Here is a 22,377-nt window from a genome sequence, read left to right on the forward strand (position 1 = left end):
TTTCCTGTTGTTTTGGTTCAGCAGTAACGTCGATCAATCCTGCAGAGTTTTTGATTGGCTTGCCAGGCGGGCCAGGTTTCATCAGGTTTTGGACGCTTGTAGATCAACTTCAGCGGCCATAACGCCAACGTCAACAGAATCTGCATGCAGAACATCTCAAGCCATTCGAGAAGATGAAACTTGAATCCAGAATGACGCCCTTCAGATGATTCTTTGAAGAGTCTCGTCATAGTCAATGTGCTGACCTCTCAGTCGTAGCTCATCAATGGTTCAAGAGCATCGGAGATTCAACCCATTCTGATCAGCTAAACAGGCCAAACACCTGGTCGAGGATTCCTTTGCCTGTGATTGCTTCCACAGTGATTCCGATCGCCAGCCCCAGCATGGCCATGCGTCCATTCAGACGTTCGGTGTAGAGATTGATCGGGTCAGCTGTGATCTTCCTGGGCCCAAGTGGCGAATTCGGTGTCAGCACAAGAAATGGCTGGTCAAATATTGAGCAAACATTAAGGATGTGGATCCGTCCCCTGCTGTGCCAAAAGTGCCTGTCGTGTCATTTGATCTGTTCCTGAAACAACTGCGCTTCAGGACCTGTTTTGATTTTTATGAGCAGTTTCGTGTTCAGTCATCGATCTTTTTTTTAACCAGTTGATCGAGCTGGTTTTTTGTACTGAATCAACCCATCCATCGCTCTGGATCAATGGATTGATCAAAGCCTGATCCTGTCTGCCTGCTGACTTCGGTTGATCTTGCAGAGCGTTGAAAGGCAAGCACCAGCTGGGTGTCTGTTCACCTCGCCGCGGTTTCGAGTCCAGAAGGGACCTGCTTGCATCCGGAGGACTGTCGTCTTCAGCCCTCTGGATGCAAGCGATTTGTAATCCTGAGTCTCTGCTTCAGGTGTTGGTGTGGGGTGTTCCGCGTGTTCCTGGGTAAACAGGTCGTGCTAGCAGGGTCTGCGGTTTTGAATCCTCGGACTTCTTCTGTTGCGTGGCGTTCTTGTCGATGGACGTCATGGCATCCAAAGCGGCTTTTTCAGGTTTAACCCAGGTTGACCCTTTCGTGCACTTCAACGGAGCATGAGTTTCAAGGCCGTGTTCAAGACTGTTCCGCGGAAGATCAGGCCAATCCCTGCCTGGAGAATTGATGCTGTCGTTTGGATCCATATGGTTTGCATCAACGGATCTTTTCCAGGCGATCATCGCGCCACTCTTGTGCGGGACTTCGTGTTGTTTCGATCAACATAAAAAAGAGAGTCTCATCAACAGAGACTCTCCAGCGATTGTCCAATACTTGAATGATTCAGGCCACTGAAATGCTGTAGGGAGCTGCTGGATAGCTCGTAGGCATTGGATCAATGTTCCCGTTGGCCATGGCCTTTGCGCGTCGGTACATCTGGCTGTCTGTGGCACCTTGCTTTTCCATGGCGGCAGCGATCGTGGCCCAGTTGCGAATTTCGTTAGTCATCAGAACAAGTTGATCAGAGCATCACAACAATCGCGAAACCAGGTCTCTCTCTGTGATGGAGGTATCCGCACAGCCCCTCGCTCGCGAATTTGTCGGCAATGGCCTATGCGCTTCTTGAAGCGTGGATACTGTCGCCGCCGCTACGTCAAGGCCAAAAGAAAATTTGTAATAATTTCCTTAGTTTCCTGCGTTTCCATGAACGAGCCTGTCGCCACTTTTTCGTACGACTTGAACGCTCTACGGCTGGAATACAAGACAACCTGCGATGCCTTGCGTAACTGGCCGGGCGGCGATCCCAGCGAGCAGGACTTTCTTGAATGCAAGAAACAGGAGATTTTCCGCGCTCTGGCTGAACAATCCCTTCAGCTCACCGCTTGACAGTTCTGCAGTTCCAGAATTCCGTATTTACTGCGCCGGTCTGTAAGTCTGTTCTGTCTGTTCGACAGGAGTTGCTGCAACATGGCCTGAGATGTTGTTCTTCAGTGCATCGTTACTGCAGCGCTCTGGCTCTTTCTTCCTGTCTTCTGGCTGTCCCGGTGATGGCCATTCCGGCGATGGATGATCTTGAGATTAGATTGCAGGGTGAAGCCAAGGGATGGCTGAATGCCACCTGCACCTATTACGGAATGGGATGGCTCACCCCTGATCAGGGCAGGAAGGCTTTGAAGCGTCTCATGCTGTTGCTTTCAGCGCATTATCTCGATCCAGAGGAAACGCAGCGCGCAAAATCCGCCGCATTGTCCAGAGATCCGCAATGCAAAACCATCTGGCCGTGATGGTTTCAATCCAGCTTCACGCCAACCTGCATCGAGATGCTGTTATTGACTTTCGGGCTGCGTAGTTCGCTGTAGATCGTCTGGCCGTTCAATGATGTGAACAGTCGTTGATTGTTCAGTGGAAAGATCTTCAACGCTATCGAAAAGATGTTGTTGGTTGAGATTCCGTTCACGTAGGCACCTGTATAGGTGTTCGTCACCGTGATGCTGGAGGATGAACTGGTTTTCCATTCCAGTTCCGCCCTGGCCGATGATGCGGCGAATGTCTGGCCGCAGACCGGGTCCGCATTGCATCCATCGCCTCCCCAGATCTTCTGGATCGACGGCCCGATCGACACTGTCAGGCGTTTGTTTTTGTCTTTGATCAGGTCATATCCAATGCCGATCGAACTCACGAAAAGGTCAGTCCCTGTGGTGTTCAGTGCGTCGTAATTGAAGTTTGCCGCCGCGTAGGCATTCAATCGACTGTTCAGACTGCGTATATAGCGCAGTTCGCCATCGCCCTCATTCGTGTCTGTTGTGTTGCCGCTTTCCCCCTCATCTCTTGAGACCTCGTATTGCGCGCGACCCTTGAGCACCACTTTGTCGGCCCCTTCCGTGTAGCTGCTGTCGATCTGAACCGTTCCTCCGGCGGAGAGGTCGTTGTCGGTGTTAGATCCCGTCACCCCAGCGGAGAGACTCAGCTTCCATGGCTTCGGCTTGGGTTCGGGCATCAGCGCCGTTTTCGGGATGTTCAGCCGTCCCAGCACCGGGTGCAGCAGCACCGTTGTGGTGTCTGTGCTTTCTGATGGGATGAGCTTGCCGTGCAGGGTGTCTCCATTGCTCAGCTTGAGCGTCACCTGCTCGGCGAGCGTCGCTTCGTCCCCCAGCAGGACAAGTCCCGCGGCCATGATCGGGATTCGCCGCAACACAACCCTTCCGTCGATAGACGGCAGATTTTTTCACAGAACCCTGTGCCGGCTTGTTCAGGCCTGAACAACGGGCACATCGCTCAGTCGCGTGGTGGCTGCACGGCCCAGGCGTTCCCGTCGCATGGACCAGCCGGAATGCAGGCCGCAGGCGGCCCACTGCACGGTGCCTCGACCATAGCGGCGGTTGAGGCCATCGATGGTGTCCATCAGTGTGTCCCGCCTTTGCAGGTGTGCTGCACTGCAAGGCACCAGCAGGTGGTGCTGCAGCTGTTCCGTGTCCTGCAGATGCTCCATCAGCACGCCGGCCTTGGCGAGCTGACGGTTGGGCTGGAAGATCCGCTCCACCAGCGGCAGCGCTGCATTCAGCAGTGTCTGGGTGTCGTTGCTGGGCAGGTCCAGTTGGGTGCTGGCGCTGCGGCTGTAGAAGGCGGGAACGAACGGACTTGTGCGGGTGTACACGCTCAGAGAGGCGGCTCGTTGATGCTGTTTGCGCAGTTTTTCGGAAGCGCGCACCACATAGGTCGCCACGGCTTCACGCAGCTCCGTCAGGGAGGTGATCGGTCGACTGAAGCTTCTGCTGACACAGGTTTCCTGCTTCGGGGACGGTGCCAGATCGAGGGGAAGACAGGCATGACCCTGCAGTTCTCTCTGCAGGCGCAGACCGATCACCCCCGCCTTGGCCTGCAGTGGGCCGCTGGCCATGTCTCGCAGTTCCCTGGCGTTGCACACACCACGAAGCCGGCACCAGTGAGCCAGTTTGCGACCGATCCCCCACACGTCTTCGATGGCGACCGTCTCCAGCCAGCGGTCCCGATGGTTGCAGTGCCCGAGGTCGAAGAGCCCCGCATGGGTTGCCTCCACCTTGGCCAGACGGTTCGCCAGCTTCGCCTGGCCTTTGCTGGCACCCAGCCCGATGGCGATCGGCAGCCCCAGATTGCGGCGGACCAGAGCACGCAGTCGCCGGCCCCAGGGAAGCAGATCCGCCGCCACCGGACGACTGATGCGAGCGAAGGCTTCATCGATGGAATACACCTCCAGCTCCTCCACCTGGCTTTCGAGGAGGCTCATCAGACGCTGGCTCATGTCGGCGTAGAGGGCGTAATTGGAACTGCGCACCACCACGCCGCAGCGTTCCAGCGTCTGCCTGGCCTTGAAATATGGCGTGCCCATCGCAATGCCGAGGGCACGGGCCTCGGCGCTGCGGGCCACGATGCAGCCGTCGTTGTTGGAGAGAACCACCACGGGGCGGCCGATCAGGGATGGATCGAGACTTTGTTCACAGGAGGCATAGAAGTTGTTGGCGTCGATGAGGGCGGTGACCTGAGCCATGGCGTTCAGAGGGGGTGAATCACATGGATGGCGACCCCCCAGATCTGCACGTCCTTGCAGGACTGCAGATCGAGGGCTGGATAGCTGGGGTTGGCCGCTTCCAGGCGCAGCCGTCCCTGATGGCGCATCAGGCGCTTGAGGGTGAAGCCGCCGTCGAGAACCGCCACCACCACTCGTCCGGGGCGGGGGTCAAGGCTGCGGTCCACAACCAGCAGATCGCCGTCATGAATGCCGGCACCGGTCATGGAGTCTCCGCTGACACGCAGAAAGAAGGTGCTGGTGGGATGACGGATCAGCTGGTCGTTGAGGTCGATCCCGACGTCCACATAGTCATCTGCCGGGGAGGGAAATCCCGCTGCCACCCGCTCTTCGGCCAGTGGCAGATGCTGGGCTGTGCGCTGAGTGCGCAGGGGCTGCGGTGGCTGGAGAAAGGAACGATCGATCTCCACGGCAACAGGCTCCACGGACCGGAATCCACAGAATAGTACAGATGTTCTACAACGGTGACCGTCTGCGCCCCGGCTCGAGCTCGCGGCTGATCAGGTCCGCCAGGCCAGAAGCGATCGCGGACTGGGCATGGCTGTCGAAATGGATCCCATCCAGCGACGAGACGCTGGCCGCGGTCTGCAGGTCGAAAGCGAGCACCTCCAGTTCATCGGCGAGCTGGAGATAGCGCTTGCCCAAGGCCTGGGATTTGGAGTCGGCGCCAGAGAATCCCCAGGTCAGCGACTGTGCCGTGATCATCACCAGCGGCGGTGTCATCAGAACAATGGCTGGAGGCTGTTCGGGCCGCCCGTGCGGGCCGCAGTTGAGGGCGGTGCGGGTGTCGTGAATCAGGATGCGGGCGCCGTCTGCAATCTGTTCTGCGGACAGGTTGAGATAGTCCTTGCAGTCATTGCAGCCCAGCGCCAGGATCACCATGTCGATGGGTTTGTGGCTGTGCAGGGACGTCATCAGGCCTGAGCGGCCGCTGCAGCTGTACTGCGCGCCATACCTTGCTGCCCCGATGGGATCGTCGAGCAGCCATGTGCGGGAATTGAGGCCATCCTCAATCGTGCGCCAGGCACGGCGGGCCGCACGCTGGTTCAGCAGCTGTTCCAGCTGATTCGGCCAACGAGTGTCGTGGGGCAGTCGTCCACCACCGTCGGGGTTGAATCCCCAGGTGTTGGAGTCGCCGAAGCAGAGGATGGTCCTCGGCTCCTGAGACGGTGCTGTCATGGTCGGCAGGTTGTCTGCGCGAATCCAGTTCAGCCATGATTCATGTTCGGCGCCACTGCGGTCCCGACCGGGGGTGATGCGCTCACTGAGGTTGTTGTGATGGCTGCTGCTCCTTATCTGGTTGCCCTCGCCCTGATCGAGCAGGAGGGCAGGAGGGCTCTTCCGCTGGCCGGCCGCTCCCTGAGTGCAGAAGCCGCCGCTGCAGAGGAGCCCACGCAGGCGGCCCATTCCCTGGCGCTGGAATTGTTGCTGCGCCTGTGGCAGCGCAGTGACGAGGGGCCGTTGCGTCGGGCTTGTGGCGTGGAGAGCCTGCTGCTGGTGGAAGTGCCGATTGAGAGTCTTCCTGAGGCGCTGCCTGTTCTCAAAGCAGCCTGGCTCAACACTGGTGACACCGCTGCATTTCAAAACGGCTTGAGAGCGCTGTGCAGCCGTGCCTGGACGTTGAGTGTGGCGAAGTTCGAGCCGGTGACCCTCACGACTTGGCCGGCCTGATCAGTGGTGATGCCGCCCGCTTCTGAAGCTTCACCAGTGCCATTTCAGCGACGGGAGCCTCATCGGCTCAGGGTGCTGGCGGGGGCCTGCGGCCTCGGTATCGGCCTGGGACTGATCCGATCCGACTTCGGAGTGATCGGCCGGGAAATGGTTGTGCAGGAATGGGTTTCTCAGGCTGATCTTGGTGAACTCGCCGCTCTCAACATGGTGGGTTACCTGTTGGGCTGCGTGCATCAGGCGCAACTGAAGGGCAAGGCCCAGCTGCTACGCAGCCTGCGGCTGGCATTGGTGGTGGGAGTGCTTTGCCTCTGGTTTGGAGCTGTTCAGAGCGGCCAGCTCGGTGAGGGTGGGTTACGGGTGTTGGCCGGATGGAGCGCCGGCCATCTGATGAGTGGTGTGCCGGGTCTGGCTCTCGCGGGCGTTCCATCTCGACATCAACGCCAGGCGGTTGCCACGGTGATGGGAGGAGGTGCACTGGTGGCTCTGCTGGGAGCCAGCGCGGTGGCCTGGCTGGCTCCGGATTCGGCTGCGGCTGCCTGGTTGGTGGTGGCCTGCTTCGCCACTGTTCTGGCCCTGCCGACACTGTGGTTATTCAACCGGGGGCACCGCCGTTGGCGCGACGTTGGAAAGCCTGGAGATCAACAGCTTCGAGATGAACAGCCTCGAGATGAACAGCAAGAAAGTGAACAGCAGGTGGCAATGCACGACAGCGGTGTGACCGCAATCTGCTGGTTTCCGTTGATTGCCCTCACTCTCGCGTTTGCTCTCGCGGGAGCGGCCCAGGTGCCGATGGCGTTGTACGAACCGATCGTGGCTTCGAATCGCATTGGTCTGGATGGCTCGATGAGCAGTGCCTCCTTCTCCGCGATGGGGCTTGGTGGCCTGATGGGGTCACTGGTGTTGCTTGGGTTGCCCAGGGCCTTGCCGACGGCACTTTTGCTCCCTGCGGTGGCCGCGGTTGGCGGTTTGGGGGCCTGGGTCTACGCGTTGGCGCGCTCGCCCCAGCTGCTCTTGTTGTCTGCTTTCTTGATCGGCTGGTGGTCGATCATGACGTCATCTCTGACGCTCGACTGTCTGCCTGACCTGGTTCCGGCTGAGTTGCAGAGGCGTTGCTGGGCGACATTCACCACTCTCAATGGTCTTGGTTTTGTGATCTGCTCGATGGGAACCAGATCGATGGCATTCACGGGCTTGCAGACCTTGCTTTGGCTGGGGGTGACGCTTATGGCAGGTGTGCTGTTGGCGCAGATGTGTCAGGTGTTCCGCCGGTCCCAGTCAGGTAACCAGAGCTGTTGAACACGATGTTCAACGCAAGTCGGAGAGGGGAGTTTCACGCCCGGTGGTAAGGGCTTCCCTGCAGAATTGACTGAGCCCTGTAGAGCTGTTCCAAGAGCAGGAGCCTGGCCAGTTCATGGGGGAAGGTCATCGGCGAGAGACTCAACTGCCATCGAGCTGATGATTTGAGGAAGTCCGTCAGCCCGTCAGCACCTCCGATCACGAAGGCCAGGCGCTCTGAACCAAATCCCTCCAGCCGAGCGGCGAACTTGACCGAGGAGAGTGGTGTGCCCTGTTCCATCAGCATCACCGGCAATTCATCGGGACGCAGAGCCTGACGGATCGCCTCGGACTCCCTGTCGCGTGTGCTGTCACGGACTTCGGTGATGCAAAGACCGGGCAGGCGTTTGAGATAAAGCTCCACACCTTCCTGAACCCATCGCTTACGCACTTTTCCGACCGCGATGATGCGGCATCGGGAGATATTCATGGCAAAGCGGCCTCACGCCGTCTCGTCGTCCTGTTCCTCGAGAAACATCTGCCCAAAGGCCACATAAAGACTTTCCTCTTCGCTGCCGGGCGTCACGTCAGGGCGTTGAGGACGGGTGTTCTTGCCCTTGCCCTTCGAGTGCGGCTGAAAGGCTTTGGTCGACACAGGTAAATCCGTGACCGATGTGGGTGGGGAATTCAGCTTTTGGCGTCGCTCATTTTCGACGCGCTCTTCCGCATCACGCAATCTCGCCATCAGATGTTCAGGCACGGTGCCGTCAGGGCTCACCTGCATCAATTCATGGAACAGAGCTTTGGGATCCTGCTCGGTCTCGACTTTGTGGCGAGGTCGGCTGGTCTGTGCAGAGGTTTTGGTCTCGGTTTCCGGTGCGGGGATGGCCTCAGGAAGCTGTCGTCCAAGTTGCTTGAGACGTTCCAGACTGCGGGGATCGAAGCTCATGAGCAGCCGAGAGTGTCGCGAGTTTCGCGGCCGGTCACCGGATTGGTGCCGTCAGCGGCGGCACAGAGTGTTTTGAGTGCGTCGCCCCGGAAGGGCACATTGGTGAAATCGGCGCCGGTGATGGTCACATTGATGAAACGGGTGTTGAAGGCGAAAGCATCCTCCAGGACGGCATCTGTGAGATTCGTGCCATCAAGTACCGCCGAATCCAACGTGGCATCACGCAGATTGGTTCCTGTCAGGTTGGCGTCCTGAAGCTTGGCTCCATAGAGACTTGCGCCTTGCAGGTCGCTGCCGGACAGATCAGCTTCACGAAGGTTCGTGAGATTGAACGTCACCCCCTGCATTTCACGGTTGGAGAAATCTGCACCGATCAACACCTGCTTGGCGTAATCCATCGCTGCCTGCACCGGCTGGGCAGGCAGACCGATCGTCAGGAGCAGAGCAAGCAGGGAGGCCAGCAGATGTCGTTGCATCAGCGGTTGGAAAGCGTGTGTCAAGCCTAGGGGGCCTGATTCGCGGGACAGGGGGAATGCTCTCTGGATCCAGGGAGCGGATCGTGTGTGCCGTTGATGCGAAGAGCGATCCCGGTCGCTGGGCGGAGCGCCGCGTTCTGAAGCTGTTGAAGAGCCGCGGCTGGCGCTGCCTTGATCAGCGCTGGACCTGCCGATACGGGGAACTGGATCTGATGATGATCAAATCGGGGCGTTCCGGTCCTCGTCTGCTGATGGTGGAGGTCAAGGCCAGGAGTCGTTGCGGTCCTGATGGCTGGGGTTTGAAGGCTTTTGCCTCGACCAAACGCCAACGCCTGGCCAGAACCATGGCCTGCTGGCAGGCGAGTAACCCCTGGTGTGAAGAGGGGCATCTGGAGGTGGTGCTCGCGCTGGTTCCGCTGCCACCAAGTTTCAGACCTGTGCGCTGGATCAGGGTGCCTGAGCTCCGGATGTCTTGATCAGCTCGTCAATCGCTTTCACAGCCAGCCCAAGACCCTTTGGAACTTCGCGGATGACCAGATCGGCTGAATGTCTCAGCGGATGGATGAATCGCCGCTCCCCCGGAAGCATCTGCATCACCGTCTGACGCAGAACCGACAGGATCGTTCGCTGGCGTTCATGCACATCTCGGCGCAGGCGGCGAATCATTCTGATTGGCAGGGACGCGCTCACATAGATCAGAAGATCGAGGCGGAGATGATTCATCAGCAGTTGTGGCCCGAATGCTCCCTCCAGCAGCACAACATCACAGGTCCCGTTGAACGACTCCCAGCTGACGTCCCTGGTGCCCATGTCGTAACGGCGCCGGAGCTGCAGACGGCCTTCGAGCAGAGCCTGCACGTCTTCGATCAGTGCATCCCTGTCGATGGCATCGACGGTGTCGAACCCGTAGATCGAATCGGGTCTCCAGTGCTCCCGGTAATAGTCATCGGAGGCGATCACCACTGCGGAGATTTTGGCTTGAGCCAGCAACGTCTTCAGTTCCTCGCTGAAGTAGGTCTTGCCAGCCGCGGAAGGGCCGGCGATGCAGATCAGCAGGGCAGGTTTGTCCATCAACCGCCCCAGGCCTTCACAACGGCATCATCGCGTTGCTCACGTTCTTCGCTGGTGCACAGTGAACCCATGGCCCGCATGAGATGAGCTTCGCAGGACATACGGCCCGCAAACGCTTCGGTCAGCACTGGCTGAGGGATGAAAGGGTTCTTGACCGGATTCTTGAGTCGGCGGCGCTGGTGGAGGGAGACCGTGTTCTCGAGGTGGGACCAGGACGTGGTGCTCTGACCGAACGACTGCTCAGCAGCCCTGCCGCGTTGGTGCACGCGATCGAGCTGGACCGCGATCTGGTGTCAGGTCTCAAGGAGCGATACGCAGCTCAGCCACGGTTTTCTCTCTGCGAAGGCGATGTTCTCAGCGTTCCCCTGACACTTCCAGATGGCTCTCCGGCCTCCAAGGTGGTCGCGAACATTCCGTACAACATCACCGGCCCCTTGCTCGACCGGCTGATCGGTCGTCTTGATCGGCCTGTAGATCCGCCCTACGAGAGGCTCATCCTGCTGGTGCAGAAAGAGGTGGCTGAACGTATCCGCGCTCAACCGGGACACAGCAGTTTCAGTGCCCTGAGTGTGCGATTGCAGCTTCTGGCCCGTTGTCAGAGCGTCTGCCCTGTGCCGCCGCGTTGTTTTCAGCCTCCTCCGAAGGTTCAGTCGGAGGTGATCAGACTGGATCCACTGCCGGCTAATCAGCGCCCAGATCCCGAGCTCTGCCGTGGGGTCGAACGCTTGCTCAAACAGGCGTTTCTGGGCCGACGCAAGATGCTGCGCAACACCCTCGCCGGTGTCAGATCACCTGATCAGCTCCAGGAGCTGGCACAGCAGGCGGGCATTGATCTGCAGCAAAGGCCTCAGGAGGTGGCACCGGAGAACTGGGTGGCATTGGCCAGGGGCCTGAAAGCAGTGGAACCGTTCAAGTGAGCCGCTTGGGCCGGGTCGGTGTCTTTCGATCCCTTGTCAGGACAGGGCCATGGCTGTGGTTTAACCTCCACGGTCAGGTCGGAGTCCGACCGACTTCGTGATGTCCTGTTCATGACTCCGGTCTGCGTCAAAGCTCCGGCCAAGATCAATCTTCATCTCGAAGTGCTGGGCCTGCGGGACGACGGGTTCCACGAACTCGCCATGGTGATGCAGAGCATTGATCTCGCCGATGAGTTTGAGTGCGAGAACACCGCCGACGGAACGCTTTCCCTCAGCTGTGATCAACCAGGGCTGAGTTGCGGAGACGACAATCTGATCATGCGGGCGGCCAGGCTGCTGCGTGATCGATCCGGATTCGGGGAGTTGGGGGCACGGATGCATTTGCGCAAGCGCATTCCCATCGGCGCCGGTCTTGCCGGAGGCTCCAGTGATGGGGCAGCAGCACTGGTTGGCCTCAACACGCTCTGGGGTCTTGGCCTCGGTGCCTCTCAGCTCGAGACGCTGGCGGCTGATCTCGGATCCGACATGCCGTTCTGCATTTCCGGCGGCACCCAGCTCTGTTTCGGACGTGGAGAACGACTTGAGGTTCTGCCTGAAGCGACCGCGCCGCTGGGCGTGCTGCTGGTAAAGGATCCATCCATCAGCGTGTCGACGCCCTGGGCCTATGGCGAATGCAGGCGAGAACGTTTTCATCACTACCTCGAGGGGGAGTCAGTCTTTGAGCAACGTCGAGAGGCGCTTCGCTCTGCTGCCTGGCTGAGCCCCCTGCGAATCGAGTCGCCTCCGCCCCTGCGCAACGACCTCCAGGCCGTGGTGGCTCCGCAGACGCCCTCGGTCCGAACCGCGCTGTCGCTATTGGAGGCATTGCCAGGTCAGTTGCGAGTGGCCATGAGTGGTTCCGGCCCGAGCTGTTTTGCTCTGTTTCCAGATTTCAACACTGCTGAACAAGCCCGCCTGCATGCTGCTGCGCAGTTCGAGGCGGAGGGCCTGCAATCCTGGAGTTGTTCCCTGCTCCCCTTCGGCGTCAAGCTGGCGGCATGAGTGACAGCAACGCAGCCACAGCCAAACCCCGCAAAGGACCGCTCAGTTTCCTTTCCGGATCCATCACCAGTTTGGTTCTGGCCTGGCTGAGTTTCGGCTTGAGCAAAAAAGTCGTGATCTATCTCTCAACGCACTCTTCGAATTTCAGCAGCACCACTGCCCAGAACATCGCGTCTGCCATGAAAACGCTGTTCATCGGCATGTGCTTTCTGGCCACATTCAGCTTTGCCTTCATCGGGATTGGCTTGTTCCTGGTGTTTCTTCGCAGTCTTTTCATGAAAGACAAGCTGGAAGATGCCTAGCCTCAGCTGAGAGCTTCTGGCTACATGACCCTCCACGATCTCGGTCAGCTGGTGCTGCTGCTTTCACCTGGGCTGCTTCTCTCTGTTCTGCTGCTGGCGACCTTCGCTGCCGGGGGCTGAACACACCTGGACTGAGATAGCTTGGCCGCTGACGCCGGCATGGCCGGGATTGCAGCAACGCCGTGGCAGGGACGCTTCTCTTCAACGCACTTCGCGAAGCCATCGATGAGGAAATGGCCCGTGATCCCCATGTCTGTGTGATGGGAGAGGACGTCGGCCATTACGGCGGCTCCTACAAAGTCACCAAGGATCTCTACGAAAAATACGGCGAATTACGGGTTCTCGACACCCCGATTGCCGAGAACAGCTTCACAGGCATGGCCGTGGGTGCGGCGATGACAGGCCTGAGGCCGATCGTGGAGGGGATGAACATGGGATTCCTGCTGCTGGCCTTCAATCAGATCTCCAACAACATGGGGATGCTGCGCTACACCAGCGGTGGCAACTTCACCATCCCCACGGTTGTGCGGGGACCGGGAGGTGTCGGGCGACAACTGGGCGCCGAGCACAGTCAGCGGCTCGAGGCCTATTTCCATGCCGTGCCCGGCATCAAGATCGTGGCCTGCAGCACGCCGACCAACGCGAAGGGCCTGATGAAGGCCGCCATCCGCGACAACAATCCCGTTCTGTTCTTCGAGCACGTGCTGCTGTACAACCTCACGGAGGAGCTCCCGGACGGCGACTACACCTGTGCCCTCGATCAGGCGGATCTGGTCAAGGAGGGCGGTGACATCACGATCCTGACCTACTCACGCATGCGTCATCACTGCCTCAAGGCCGTGGAGCAGCTCGAGGCCGATGGCATCAACGCTGAACTGATCGATCTGATCAGCCTCAAGCCCTTTGATATGGAGACGATCGCCCGCTCGATCCGCAAGACCCACAAGGTGATCGTGGTGGAAGAGTGCATGAAGACCGGTGGCATCGGCGCCGAGCTGATCGCTCTGATCACCGAGCATTGTTTCGATGAGCTCGATGCCCGGCCGATCCGGCTGTCCAGTCAGGACATCCCCACTCCTTACAACGGCAATCTCGAGAATCTGACCATCATTCAGCCGCATCAGATTGTCGAAGCGGCACAGACCATCGTTCGCCAGGGGCTCTGATTGATGGCCCGTCAACAGGGCTGGTTCGCCCTCATCCTTGCGCTAGCCATCGCGGCGGCGTCAGTTCTGTCCAGCTTCCCGCTGCAGCTCGGACTTGATCTGCGTGGGGGCAGCCAGCTCACACTTGAGGTTCAGCCTGCCGGAGAGATCACCATCATCGGCGCAGAGCAGATGGAGGCGGTCAAAGCGGTTCTTGATCGTCGGGTGAACGGTCTGGGTGTGGCTGAATCCACTCTGCAGACCGTGGGTGATGACCAGCTGGTGCTTCAGCTTCCCGGCGTCACCGATCCGACCCGCGCTGCTGATGTTCTGGGCAGTACCGCATTGCTTGAGTTCAGGGCTCAGCAGGCAGAAACACAGGAGGAAGTCCAGAACCTGCGTCAGCTGAGAGCCCAGCTGCTCAGTGTGCTGGCCACGCGTACTGAGGATGAGGAAACCGAGCTTGATGCCGAGGAGCAGGAAGAACTTGCGAGACGCCAGCAGGAACTCGGTCTCGATGGAACGGCCACCTCGGAGACGGAGCAACTCCAGCAGCTGCTGGCGCGCACCAATCAGGAAATTCTGAATCGATTCGAGCCAACAGCCTTCACTGGCAAGCAACTGATCAGTGCTGGTCGTCAGCAACAACAGAACGGCTCTGGCTGGGAGGTAACCCTGAATTTCAATGCAGAGGGCGGCGAAAAATTCGCTGAACTCACCCAGTCGATCGCCGGCACCGGGCGTCTGCTCGGCATCGTTCTCGATGGTGAGCTCATCAGCGAAGCCAGTGTCGGGCCCCAGTACAAAGCTGCTGGCATTTCAGGGGGCACCGCGTCAATCTCGGGTAACTTCACTGCCGAGGATGCCCGTGACCTCGAGGTGCAGCTGCGCGGAGGTTCATTGCCTCTGCCCGTTGAAATCCTGGAGGTGCGCACCATCGGACCGTCTCTCGGAGCGGAGAATGTCCGCCGCAGCCTGATCGCCGCCCTTTCAGGTCTTGTGCTCGTCGGCATCTTCATGTTGCTCATCTACCGGCTCGCAGGTGCTGTGGCGGTGATCGCTCTCAGCCTCTATGCCCTCTTCAACCTTGCTGTTTATGCGCTGATTCCCGTGACCCTCACGCTGCCGGGCATCGCCGGATTCATTCTGAGCATCGGCATGGCTGTGGATGCCAATGTGCTGATCTTCGAGCGCATCAAGGACGAACTCCGGCGCGGCAACACTCTGATCCGCTCGATTGAAACGGGATTCTCCGAGGCGTTCTCCTCGATCGTTGACGGTCACCTCACCACATTGATCAGTTGTGCAGCCCTCTTCTTTCTCGGCACCGGCCTGGTGAAAGGCTTCGCGGCAACGCTCGGTATCGGAGTTCTGCTGAGTCTGTTCACGGCCCTGACCTGCACGCGCACGCTGCTGCGCTTCCTGATGAGCTATCAGGGCTTGCGGCGTCCGACGAACTTCCTGCCCGCAAGGCAACTTCCCTCGACAGCGTCCTGAGCCATGGTCACCACCTCACCAGCAACCGATGAGCGACCTCTGCGCTTTCCCCTGACCAGTCGTCGACGCCAGGTCTGGGTCGTGTCCGCTGTCTGTTTGGTCCTGAGCCTGATCGGGATCGTACGCAGCTGGACTGATCCTCAGATCGGTCTTCCTTTGAGACCAGGTCTTGATTTCACCGGAGGAACCCAGATCCAGCTGGAGCGCAGCTGCGCTGATGCCTGTGATTCGCTCAGCACCGTCACTGTCGAGTCTCAGCTTCAGCAGATCGAGCTTCCGTATCAGGAGGGAAAAGCACTGCCCAAGCTGGAAAATGCCCGTGTTCAGCTGCTCGATGGGGGACAGTCGATCGTGCTGCGCATGCCAGCCCTCACCGCTGCCCAGGGTCAGGCTGTGATCGAAGCGCTTGAGCCGGTCGCCGGACCTTTTGAGCCTGGTGGGCAGGCCGTTGACACCATCGGTCCCAGCCTGGGCGGACAGCTGCTGCGCAGCAGTCTGATTTCACTTCTTGTGGCTTTCACGGGGATCGCTCTCTACATCACCGTTCGCTACGACACTCGTTACGCCTTTCTGGCTCTGGTGGCACTGGCTCACGACATCGTGATCGTGTGCGGTGTTTTCGCCTGGCTGGGACTCGCCACAGGCCTTGAAGTTGACAGTCTGTTCGCTGTTGCCCTGCTGACCATCGCCGGATATTCGGTGAACGACACCGTTGTTGTTTTCGACAGGATCCGCGAGCGTCAGCGCATGGATGGCGACCTCCCACTGTCCACGCAGGTTGACCGTGCCGTCTCCGCCACACTGACAAGAACCATCTACACCAGTGGGACCACGCTTCTGCCCCTGATCGCTCTCATCCTGTTCGGTGGCTCAACGCTTTACTGGTTCGCCATCGCTCTTGCCCTTGGTGTGATTATCGGCAGCTGGTCCAGCATTGCCCTGGCCCCCTCTCTTCTGAGCATCTGGCCATCCCGGTCCGGTGCAGCTGCCAGTGCCTGAACCTGCAGCGACAGCACCAGTGCGCTCTCAGCGCTGGATTCCACTGTTGTTACTGCTTCTTGCCCTGAGCGATCTCCGAACGGAGCTGCGACTGCTGGCTGATCAGCTGACCCTTACATCCCTGGTCTTCGCTGTGCGCCATCACCCGCTCGCTGTGGTCATTCTGCTGCTGCAACCTTCTCTCTGGAGGCACTATGGCCCGCGCCGTCGAAGCATCAGTAACGAAACTGCAGATAAGCACTGATTTCAAGGGAATTCTGTTGCTCAGCGTTGATCTCCTCATCCCTTTCAACATCGAATTCAATGCAGTTGAAGCGTCGATAAGAGCTCACAGGGTTGCAGGCCCGTCGAGGGTGTAAACGGGTCTGGCTCTGAATCTCTTCAATCACCTTGGTGGTGGGAAGATCGCTGACATCATCTCCACCCGCTGCAGTCGAATCCCCCTTGGAGGGAATCTGCTGAAAGGAACAGAGTTCCTTGTCGAGATTTGTAGCCGCCTTGTCAAGACAGGCTTCGTACTCGGCCTCAATCCTGGCTCTGCGCTTTTCATCAGCCAAGAGCTCGAGTTTGCGACGTTCCTGACGGCTGAGCGGAACTGTTCTGCGAACCCTTTGCGTGGTGATGACGGCGTAACTGCCACCGTCCTCAACCCATCGTTCGGCTTCCTGTTCAGCTTTCGCTTTTGTGGGGAAGGTGGGTCTCAGCTCCTGAGGCTCCACCCTGGAACTGGTTCGATGCAGATTGGTGTAGAAGAAGCCTGCGTAGATCAAAAGGCCTAACACTCCGCTTCCGGCCACCGTTGCAAACACGATCAGGGTGGAGGGCCTGTTCAGGGGTCCTGCTCAGAAGCCGTCGAAAACTAGCAGTGTTGTTCTCGTGTCCGCAGCCCTGACACGTTCTGCTGTCACGGTTCTGCCTATTCTGCTGCAACCGAGAACTCGAACCGCCATGTCGCTTGATCTGGACGCCAAGAAGACGCTGTTGCGGAAAATTCCCCATGGATTGTTCATCTGCGGGGTCGCCGAAGGTGATGAAGTGAACGGATTCACGGCCAGCTGGGTCACCCAGGGATCATTCGAGCCGCCTCTTGTGGTGATGGGAGTGCGTGCCGACAGCACAAGCAACGGCATGATCAAGCGCACCGGTCGTTTTTCCCTGAATGTGCTCGCCGCCGACCAGAAGAATCTGGCTGCGACATTTTTCAAGCCCCAGTCCGCTGTGGGTGGCCGTTTTGAGGCTGCTCCCTTCGAGCTTGGATGCCTTGGCCTGCCGATCCTGAAGGATGGACTGGGCGGTGTTGAGTGTCAACTTGTGGGCGAGATCGCCCATGGCGATCACACCGTGTTCATCGGTGAGGTGAAAACAGCGGTGCTCCACCGCGACGGAGATGCACTGGAGCTGAGCTCCACCGGCTGGCAGTACGGCGGTTGACAGGTTTCTTCAACTCCAGCGGTCCATGATTTTCTTCACCACAACCTGCTCCATCCCTACCTGAAGCACCACAACAAGTGGCAGCGCCAGCAACACGCCAGGCAGCCCCAGCAGAGCTCCAAGGCTCAGCTGGGAGGTGAGTGCCACCGTGGGCAGCAGATTCACGGTTCGCCGGAGCAGCAGCGGTGTGAGCACGAAGGCTTCAATGTTCTGCAGAGCCAGCCGCAGCAGCAGCACCTGAAGCATTGCTCCAGGAGAGATCATCAGGGCCAGACTGAGAGGAAGCAGGGTCGCGGCTGTCGGTCCGATCGTCGGAACGAAAGTCAGCAGACCGCAAACCAGGGCTGAAAGCAGGGCCAGTGGCATGCGCAGAATCGCCAGGCCTGCCCATGTGCAGAGAAACATCGCCAGGGCGGACAGGGTCATGCCGGCCAGCCAGCCGCCCAGGGCGGTGCGGCACTGGTCCAGCAGTTCCTCCATCGATGCCCGGGCCGGTCGCGGTGTCGCGGCGACCACCATGCCTCTGTGCGCTGACGGGTCCAGGGCAAGGAGCACTGCCAGCAGGCTCATCAGCAGCACCTGAACCAGGCCGTTGGCAGCTCCTCCGGCCACGCCGAGCAACTGAAATCCGAAAGGTTGGATTCGCTCCCAGCTGAATTGTTCGGGCAGAGTTCGCGCCAGTTCTCCAAGCAATGGCTGATTGAACAGCAATGCCTGAACCTGGCTGAACAGCGCAGGCAACAGGGTTGTGAGCTGTTCGAACTGGTTGATCAGCTGAGGCAGCAGCAGCTGCATGACCAGCAGTCCTCCGATGATTCCGATCAGCAGCACCGCCAGCAGTGCGATCGGACGGGGCAATCGGTAGCGATCGATCAAATGGTGCACAGGCACATCAAGCGCCACGGCCAGGACCACCGCACCGAACAGGACCAACAGCACCCAGCGCAGCTGCCAGGTCAGCAGAGCCAGCACCACAAGGGTGAGAGCTGCCAGCAGGTTGCTTGGGTTCATGCGGGAGCGCGACGCTTCTTCCAGGGATCCAAGACGTCGTGGATCACGATCTCCCTGATCAGCACCTGAATCACCACGGCCAGAGGAAGTGCCATCAACAGACCCAGCGGTCCAAACATCACAGTGAAGATGAACTGGGCAGTGAGTGTGAGGCCTGGCAACAGGTTGACCTGGTGCTGCATCACTGAGGGTGTGATCACATAGCTCTCAAAGTGCTGGATCACCACGTAGAGACCCAGAACGGCAACCGCTTTCCAGGGTGCGTCAAGCAAAGCCACCGCCATGGGGAATACGGTGCTGAGGGTGGGCCCCACATTGGGAATGACGTTGAGTAATCCAGCCAGCAGGGCATTGGCCATCACCAGTTTCACTCCCAGCAGGGAGAGGCCGATTCCCGCAAGCAAACCCACGCACAGCGAGCTGATCAGCACGCCGATCATCCAGCTGCTGAGTGCTTCCCCACACTGAAGAAGAATGGTTCGGGCACGCCTTCTGTAGAAAGAGGGCACCAACTGAAGCCCAACGTTTCGATAGGAGTCGGGCTGAATCGACACCATCAGGGCCACAGCGAACACGAACACCAGCTGGACGAGTCCGCTGCCGAGATTGCTAGCGAGACCCAGTAATCCCTTGATGCCACCACTCACTCCGGACGCCAGGGCAGTGCTGTTCGGGATCGATGAAAGATCGCCCGGTGCGAACTGAGAACCCTCTTCAGCTGAACCGCCTGCTCCGTAGACCAGCGACGAGGCCTGGTTGATCCACCCCATCACCAGTTGCTGAAGCTCGCGGGCCGCAGCAGGCAGCTCCTGCAGCAGCTGTTGAAACTCACTGAAAAACGGTGGAATGATCACTGCCACGGCAGTCATCACGACCAACCCCAGACCGAGAAGGCAGATGATCAGCGCCAGCGGTCTCTGAATGGCCCATCGGCTGCGCACGGCTCCCACAAGGGTGCAGATCGCCATGGCGAGCACCACTGCGGCGAAGAAATGGATCAGAACCTCACGGAGACTCCAGAGCAACAGCCCGGATGTCAGCAACGCCGCAAGTCCGAGCCAGTGCTGAAATTTCAACCGTCGCTTCCTTCCTCGCTGGAATCATTGTCGCCGGAGTTCTGCGAATAACCCATGCCGTTCGCATCCGCATAACGTTGCGCAAAACGCATGAAGCGTTCGAAATCCGCCTCGCTCTTCCACGTGTAAGTCGCTTCCAGAGCGAAAGGCTTGCCGTTCACGAACCGTCCATTCACTTCACGGGTGACCATTTCACCCTCTTCGTCCACCATCCACATGCCGGCGATCGCTTCCATCGTTTCGGGTGCGAGTGCCTGCGGTTCTTCGAAAACAAACTTGGCCTGTCCGGTGCGACCGTCTCGGCTGCGGGTCATGCGGATGTCGGGAACAACCGGCTCGTCAGTGCCACGGAAGAACTGAATCGCCGCCTTGTCACCTTCTGCCATGGTTCATCCGCTTTGAGTTGTGGATCTTAGTTGGAGATCCCAGGGATGACGTGCCCCTGTTCCAGAAGCAGTCTGGCGGCCTGCCTGCTGTCGAGTCCTTCGAGATTCACCGAGTCCCTCGCCGGTGAACGCGCAAGCTCCCTGTCGTAGCAGCTGTCGTAGTAGTCGAGCATCGCTTCACAGGCAGCAGCCCAGTTTTTGGAATCAATGGCTTCCAGCGCCTGCCGGGTGCGTTGAGGGCCAAGCCGTTTCTGAATCCGTTCGGTGGCTTCCCGCAGTTCGGCCTGCTCATGACAGGAATAGACCTCGACGAGTCGCTCCACCCGTTCCCTGTCACTGCGCTGGATTTCCAGAACCGGAGACCTCTGCATCTGATCAAAGAATCCTTTGGGGATCCTGCAGCGGCCCACCTGGATGCTTTCAGCTTCCACCCAGATCCCCTGTACTCCCTGCTGGCGCAAAGCTTCCAGGCATTCCGCCAGCCTGTTTTCATAGTGCTCGCTGGTCGGTTGCGGCGGCAGCCCCAGATTGCCGAAACTGCTTCCGCGGTGACTGGCGAGACCCTCAAGATCGATCACGCCGACACCCTGTTGGTGGAGTTCCTGAAGCAGGTCTGTTTTGCCAGTGCCTGTTCTGCCGCCGAGCACCCGCAACGGCCAGGGCTGGTCAAAGAGATCCAGAACCCATCGGCGATAGGTTTTGTACCCCCCCTCCAGCACCATCACGGGGTGATCGCTCAGGCCAGCCAGCCAGCCCATGCTGTTCGATCGCATACCCCCTCGCCAGCAGTAGATCCTCAGAGGATTTGCCGGCCCAGCGGCTGCGGTCGACAGTGCAACGGACAAGTCGGCCAGTGCGGGACCACAGAGCTTCAATCCGAGTTGGATTGCTTTAAGCCGACCTTCCTGCTTGTAGTTCAGGCCCACCTGATGACGCTGCTCATCGGTGAACAGGGGGATGTTCACAGCCCCTGGCCAGTGCCCCTGAGCGTATTCGGAAGCTGTTCTCACATCCACAATGGTCCCTTTCGCAGTGCGGAAGCTTTCGAGACCGGTCAAGGTGCTGTTGCCCATGCCTGACATAGTGGGCCAATGCTGAGCAAGTCTGTGCCGGCAATTCACCATGCTTTCCGGACGACCTCCCACCAAACAACTCGGCATTGATCAGCTGCTGGATCGACTGGTTTCGGGATCAGCCCGGCAGAAGCGTTCCACTGCTTCATTGCTTGAACAGGTTGCAGAACAACTTTCAGCTCAGGCCGGTTCTGCCCTGCAGGCTTACTCACCGGAGGGGGATGACTGGGGTGCGGGCTGGATTCTGCAGATCCTCCAGCGCCACCATCCCGAAGCTCTTGAAACCATCCCAGGCGTCAGTGGCGGTTGGTTCCAGATGCCATCGTCCTGCGGAATCGATTATGCGGATCTCCAGCTTGCATTACTCCGGGAGGAATTCGAGGAGGCTGATCGCCTCACCAGTTGCGCCCTGAGACAACTGGCTGGTGACCAGGCGGTGCAACGGGGATATGTGTATTTCAGCGAAGTCCCCCCCATGGAAGCCCTGGATCTGACCACCATCGACAGGCTCTGGATCGCCTACTCCCAGGGACGCTTCGGATTCACAGTTCAAGCTCGATTGCTCAGTGCACTCGGCGGCCGTTACGACAGGCTCTGGCCAAGGATCGGCTGGAAAAAAGATGGTGTCTGGACCCGTTATCCCGGAAGTTTCCAGTGGAGCATGGATGCGCCTGAGGGGCACATGCCGTTGGTGAACCAACTGAGGGGAGTCCGTCTGATGGACGCTCTTCTCCAGCATCCCGGACTGGCGAGCAGGTCCTGAAACCTGTTAGTTCCTCTGGCAGAACGTCTGCAGGCCGGTAAGGTCGAAAAGGATGAAACAGTGCTGATGTTCAGCGGATTTCTACCTTCGTTCCGGTGGGCTGATTTCATCCTTCCGTCAACGTTACAGCTCAGTCCCCTGATGGAGCTGTTGCTGGAGCCTGTTGACTGCAACGAGACGTCCTGTCGTCTGCAACTGGGTCTTCAGGAAGCACTGGTCAATGCCGTGCGTCACGGCAACGCCGGAGACCCTCGGAAATGTCTACGAATCCGCCGTATCCTCACACCGAACTGGTTGATCTGGCAGATCCAGGATGAGGGCTGCGGTCTGTCAAGGGATGCACGACAGGGATGTCTGCCTGATCAGGTTGATGCCAATCAAGGGCGAGGCCTGTTTCTGATGCATCAGTGTTTCGATGACATTCGCTGGAGCCGCCGCGGCAACAGGGTGCAGCTGGCCTGTCGCCGGCCTTGATGCCGATTGAGACCTTTCAGTGATGTGGACAGCCGGGGTCCTTGAGCTCTCCTCTGATCCAGCCGAGGGCCTGCTGGGTCAGCGCTTCCACATCATCATTGCGTCCGTTCTGAATCAACTGCGCCAGCGCCGCCGCCAGAAGCTCGGCGCCGCGTCGATCCGGATCGGATTTGAGTCTGTGCCAGTCACGATCACTGATGCTGAGGTTCTGATGCAGAGTCAAAACCTGCTCAATCGCCTGTTCTGGCCATTTCTTCGCGGACACGTTGGCGTTGAATCAGCTGGGTCTCCCTATCCTGAC

Annotated in this window: 32 protein-coding genes; 15 read left to right on the forward strand and 17 right to left on the reverse strand. The window is 59.1% G+C overall.

Going from position 1 to position 22,377, the window contains the following annotated elements:
* Window positions 1-301: 301 nt before the first annotated feature.
* The 3 genes from SIB83_RS14800 to SIB83_RS14810 all read right to left on the reverse strand — a co-directional run bounded on the left by SIB83_RS14800 (window position 302) and on the right by SIB83_RS14810 (window position 1,464).
* The gene (locus tag SIB83_RS14800) at window positions 302-475 is read right to left on the reverse strand and encodes a hypothetical protein (protein WP_413746286.1); all 174 of its coding nucleotides are present in this window, start codon (window positions 473-475) and stop codon (window positions 302-304) included.
* A 418-nt stretch (window positions 476-893) separates the two neighbouring features.
* Entirely contained in the window at window positions 894-1,199 is a 306-nt protein-coding gene (locus tag SIB83_RS14805) for a hypothetical protein (protein ID WP_413746287.1), read from the reverse strand.
* 100 nt (window positions 1,200-1,299) lie between these two features.
* The gene (locus SIB83_RS14810; protein WP_413746288.1) at window positions 1,300-1,464 is read right to left on the reverse strand and encodes a hypothetical protein; all 165 of its coding nucleotides are present in this window, start codon (window positions 1,462-1,464) and stop codon (window positions 1,300-1,302) included.
* Window positions 1,465-1,659: 195 nt separating this feature from the next.
* On the opposite strand from SIB83_RS14810, the gene SIB83_RS14815 reads away from it, so the two are divergent.
* Both SIB83_RS14815 and SIB83_RS14820 read left to right on the forward strand, forming a co-directional pair.
* On the forward strand, window positions 1,660-1,842 hold the full coding sequence (locus SIB83_RS14815) for a hypothetical protein (RefSeq protein WP_413402358.1): 183 nt from the start codon (window positions 1,660-1,662) through the stop codon (window positions 1,840-1,842).
* Window positions 1,839-2,240, forward strand: coding sequence for a hypothetical protein (locus tag SIB83_RS14820; protein WP_413402360.1), 402 nt, complete (start codon window positions 1,839-1,841; stop codon window positions 2,238-2,240). The genes SIB83_RS14815 and SIB83_RS14820 overlap by 4 nt, the downstream gene beginning before the upstream one ends.
* A gap of 5 nt (window positions 2,241-2,245) precedes the next feature.
* On the opposite strand, the gene SIB83_RS14825 is transcribed toward SIB83_RS14820, so the two are convergent.
* The 4 genes from SIB83_RS14825 to SIB83_RS14840 are packed head-to-tail and all read right to left on the reverse strand — an operon-like array spanning window position 2,246 to window position 5,698.
* Entirely contained in the window at window positions 2,246-3,151 is a 906-nt protein-coding gene (locus SIB83_RS14825; protein ID WP_413746289.1) for a DUF481 domain-containing protein, read from the reverse strand.
* A 54-nt stretch (window positions 3,152-3,205) separates the two neighbouring features.
* Window positions 3,206-4,480, reverse strand: a complete 1,275-nt coding sequence (locus SIB83_RS14830; protein ID WP_413746290.1) for a Y-family DNA polymerase — start codon at window positions 4,478-4,480, stop codon at window positions 3,206-3,208.
* A gap of 5 nt (window positions 4,481-4,485) precedes the next feature.
* Window positions 4,486-4,929: a LexA family protein gene (locus tag SIB83_RS14835; protein WP_413406393.1), complete on the reverse strand. Its 444-nt coding sequence runs from the start codon at window positions 4,927-4,929 to the stop codon at window positions 4,486-4,488.
* Between the two features lie 46 nt (window positions 4,930-4,975).
* The gene (locus SIB83_RS14840) at window positions 4,976-5,698 is read right to left on the reverse strand and encodes an SGNH/GDSL hydrolase family protein (RefSeq protein ID WP_413746291.1); all 723 of its coding nucleotides are present in this window, start codon (window positions 5,696-5,698) and stop codon (window positions 4,976-4,978) included.
* Between the two features lie 99 nt (window positions 5,699-5,797).
* On the opposite strand from SIB83_RS14840, the gene SIB83_RS14845 reads away from it, so the two are divergent.
* Both SIB83_RS14845 and SIB83_RS14850 read left to right on the forward strand, forming a co-directional pair.
* The gene (locus SIB83_RS14845) at window positions 5,798-6,190 is read left to right on the forward strand and encodes a hypothetical protein (protein ID WP_413747390.1); all 393 of its coding nucleotides are present in this window, start codon (window positions 5,798-5,800) and stop codon (window positions 6,188-6,190) included.
* A 9-nt stretch (window positions 6,191-6,199) separates the two neighbouring features.
* On the forward strand, window positions 6,200-7,486 hold the full coding sequence (locus SIB83_RS14850) for an MFS transporter (protein ID WP_413746292.1): 1,287 nt from the start codon (window positions 6,200-6,202) through the stop codon (window positions 7,484-7,486).
* 34 nt (window positions 7,487-7,520) lie between these two features.
* Here the strand turns inward: SIB83_RS14850 and SIB83_RS14855 are convergent, their stop codons facing one another.
* Genes SIB83_RS14855 through SIB83_RS14865 form a run of 3 tightly spaced genes read right to left on the reverse strand, consistent with a single transcriptional unit; the run spans window position 7,521 to window position 8,890 of the window.
* Window positions 7,521-7,955, reverse strand: a complete 435-nt coding sequence (locus SIB83_RS14855; RefSeq protein WP_413746293.1) for a 23S rRNA (pseudouridine(1915)-N(3))-methyltransferase RlmH — start codon at window positions 7,953-7,955, stop codon at window positions 7,521-7,523.
* Between the two features lie 12 nt (window positions 7,956-7,967).
* Entirely contained in the window at window positions 7,968-8,414 is a 447-nt protein-coding gene (locus tag SIB83_RS14860; RefSeq protein ID WP_413746294.1) for a hypothetical protein, read from the reverse strand.
* A complete protein-coding gene (locus tag SIB83_RS14865) occupies window positions 8,411-8,890 on the reverse strand; it encodes a pentapeptide repeat-containing protein (protein WP_413402375.1) in 480 nt (159 codons plus the stop codon). The genes SIB83_RS14860 and SIB83_RS14865 overlap by 4 nt, the downstream gene beginning before the upstream one ends.
* Window positions 8,891-8,946: 56 nt before the next feature.
* Between SIB83_RS14865 and SIB83_RS14870 the strand changes: the two genes are divergently transcribed.
* Window positions 8,947-9,366 carry a YraN family protein gene (locus tag SIB83_RS14870; protein WP_413439733.1) on the forward strand — a complete coding sequence of 140 codons (420 nt, stop codon included), beginning with the start codon at window positions 8,947-8,949 and terminating at the stop codon, window positions 9,364-9,366.
* On the opposite strand, the gene SIB83_RS14875 is transcribed toward SIB83_RS14870, so the two are convergent.
* A complete protein-coding gene (locus SIB83_RS14875; RefSeq protein WP_413746295.1) occupies window positions 9,338-9,961 on the reverse strand; it encodes a uridine kinase in 624 nt (207 codons plus the stop codon). The two genes, SIB83_RS14870 and SIB83_RS14875, sit on opposite strands and share 29 nt — an antisense overlap.
* Before the next feature lie 83 nt (window positions 9,962-10,044).
* Here SIB83_RS14875 and rsmA point away from each other — a divergent pair, with 83 nt between their 5' ends.
* The 7 genes from rsmA to SIB83_RS14910 all read left to right on the forward strand — a co-directional run bounded on the left by rsmA (window position 10,045) and on the right by SIB83_RS14910 (window position 16,106).
* Window positions 10,045-10,878, forward strand: coding sequence for a 16S rRNA (adenine(1518)-N(6)/adenine(1519)-N(6))-dimethyltransferase RsmA (gene rsmA / locus SIB83_RS14880; RefSeq protein WP_413746296.1), 834 nt, complete (start codon window positions 10,045-10,047; stop codon window positions 10,876-10,878).
* A gap of 111 nt (window positions 10,879-10,989) precedes the next feature.
* Window positions 10,990-11,919: a 4-(cytidine 5'-diphospho)-2-C-methyl-D-erythritol kinase gene (ispE, locus tag SIB83_RS14885; RefSeq protein WP_413747391.1), complete on the forward strand. Its 930-nt coding sequence runs from the start codon at window positions 10,990-10,992 to the stop codon at window positions 11,917-11,919.
* The gene (locus SIB83_RS14890; RefSeq protein WP_413746297.1) at window positions 11,916-12,221 is read left to right on the forward strand and encodes a DUF3082 domain-containing protein; all 306 of its coding nucleotides are present in this window, start codon (window positions 11,916-11,918) and stop codon (window positions 12,219-12,221) included. Before ispE ends, SIB83_RS14890 begins: the two co-directional genes overlap by 4 nt.
* 182 nt (window positions 12,222-12,403) lie before the next feature.
* Window positions 12,404-13,387 carry an alpha-ketoacid dehydrogenase subunit beta gene (locus SIB83_RS14895; RefSeq protein WP_413402386.1) on the forward strand — a complete coding sequence of 328 codons (984 nt, stop codon included), beginning with the start codon at window positions 12,404-12,406 and terminating at the stop codon, window positions 13,385-13,387.
* 3 nt (window positions 13,388-13,390) lie between these two features.
* Window positions 13,391-14,863, forward strand: a complete 1,473-nt coding sequence (gene secD / locus SIB83_RS14900; protein WP_413746298.1) for a protein translocase subunit SecD — start codon at window positions 13,391-13,393, stop codon at window positions 14,861-14,863.
* A 3-nt stretch (window positions 14,864-14,866) separates the two neighbouring features.
* Window positions 14,867-15,862, forward strand: a complete 996-nt coding sequence (gene secF, locus SIB83_RS14905; RefSeq protein WP_413746299.1) for a protein translocase subunit SecF — start codon at window positions 14,867-14,869, stop codon at window positions 15,860-15,862.
* The gene (locus tag SIB83_RS14910; RefSeq protein WP_413746300.1) at window positions 15,843-16,106 is read left to right on the forward strand and encodes a hypothetical protein; all 264 of its coding nucleotides are present in this window, start codon (window positions 15,843-15,845) and stop codon (window positions 16,104-16,106) included. The genes secF and SIB83_RS14910 overlap by 20 nt, the downstream gene beginning before the upstream one ends.
* Here SIB83_RS14910 and SIB83_RS14915 read toward each other — a convergent pair.
* Complete coding sequence (locus SIB83_RS14915; RefSeq protein WP_413746301.1) at window positions 16,078-16,659, reverse strand: hypothetical protein; 582 nt, start codon at window positions 16,657-16,659, stop codon at window positions 16,078-16,080. The two genes, SIB83_RS14910 and SIB83_RS14915, sit on opposite strands and share 29 nt — an antisense overlap.
* Window positions 16,660-16,810: 151 nt before the next feature.
* Here SIB83_RS14915 and SIB83_RS14920 point away from each other — a divergent pair, with 151 nt between their 5' ends.
* Window positions 16,811-17,293, forward strand: a complete 483-nt coding sequence (locus tag SIB83_RS14920; RefSeq protein WP_413746302.1) for a flavin reductase family protein — start codon at window positions 16,811-16,813, stop codon at window positions 17,291-17,293.
* A 9-nt stretch (window positions 17,294-17,302) separates the two neighbouring features.
* Here the strand turns inward: SIB83_RS14920 and SIB83_RS14925 are convergent, their stop codons facing one another.
* Genes SIB83_RS14925 through mnmH form a run of 4 tightly spaced genes read right to left on the reverse strand, consistent with a single transcriptional unit; the run spans window position 17,303 to window position 20,848 of the window.
* Complete coding sequence (locus SIB83_RS14925; protein WP_413746303.1) at window positions 17,303-18,304, reverse strand: AI-2E family transporter; 1,002 nt, start codon at window positions 18,302-18,304, stop codon at window positions 17,303-17,305.
* The gene (locus tag SIB83_RS14930; RefSeq protein ID WP_413746304.1) at window positions 18,301-19,380 is read right to left on the reverse strand and encodes an AI-2E family transporter; all 1,080 of its coding nucleotides are present in this window, start codon (window positions 19,378-19,380) and stop codon (window positions 18,301-18,303) included. Before SIB83_RS14930 ends, SIB83_RS14925 begins: the two co-directional genes overlap by 4 nt.
* Complete coding sequence (gene psb28 / locus SIB83_RS14935; RefSeq protein ID WP_413402417.1) at window positions 19,377-19,766, reverse strand: photosystem II reaction center Psb28 protein; 390 nt, start codon at window positions 19,764-19,766, stop codon at window positions 19,377-19,379. Before psb28 ends, SIB83_RS14930 begins: the two co-directional genes overlap by 4 nt.
* A 26-nt stretch (window positions 19,767-19,792) precedes the next feature.
* Window positions 19,793-20,848, reverse strand: a complete 1,056-nt coding sequence (mnmH, locus tag SIB83_RS14940) for a tRNA 2-selenouridine(34) synthase MnmH (protein ID WP_413747392.1) — start codon at window positions 20,846-20,848, stop codon at window positions 19,793-19,795.
* Window positions 20,849-20,888: 40 nt separating this feature from the next.
* Here mnmH and SIB83_RS14945 point away from each other — a divergent pair, with 40 nt between their 5' ends.
* Both SIB83_RS14945 and SIB83_RS14950 read left to right on the forward strand, forming a co-directional pair.
* Window positions 20,889-21,602 (forward strand): GUN4 domain-containing protein, encoded by a 714-nt coding sequence (locus SIB83_RS14945; RefSeq protein WP_413402419.1) that lies wholly within the window; start codon window positions 20,889-20,891, stop codon window positions 21,600-21,602.
* A gap of 66 nt (window positions 21,603-21,668) precedes the next feature.
* Window positions 21,669-22,076 carry an ATP-binding protein gene (locus SIB83_RS14950; protein ID WP_413747393.1) on the forward strand — a complete coding sequence of 136 codons (408 nt, stop codon included), beginning with the start codon at window positions 21,669-21,671 and terminating at the stop codon, window positions 22,074-22,076.
* Between the two features lie 16 nt (window positions 22,077-22,092).
* Here the strand turns inward: SIB83_RS14950 and SIB83_RS14955 are convergent, their stop codons facing one another.
* Window positions 22,093-22,341 (reverse strand): DUF6439 family protein, encoded by a 249-nt coding sequence (locus SIB83_RS14955; RefSeq protein WP_413402421.1) that lies wholly within the window; start codon window positions 22,339-22,341, stop codon window positions 22,093-22,095.
* Between the last annotated feature and the right edge of the window lie 36 nt (window positions 22,342-22,377).

The organism is Synechococcus sp. MIT S9507, assembly GCF_047304715.1.
GTDB lineage: Bacteria > Cyanobacteriota > Cyanobacteriia > PCC-6307 > Cyanobiaceae > Synechococcus_C.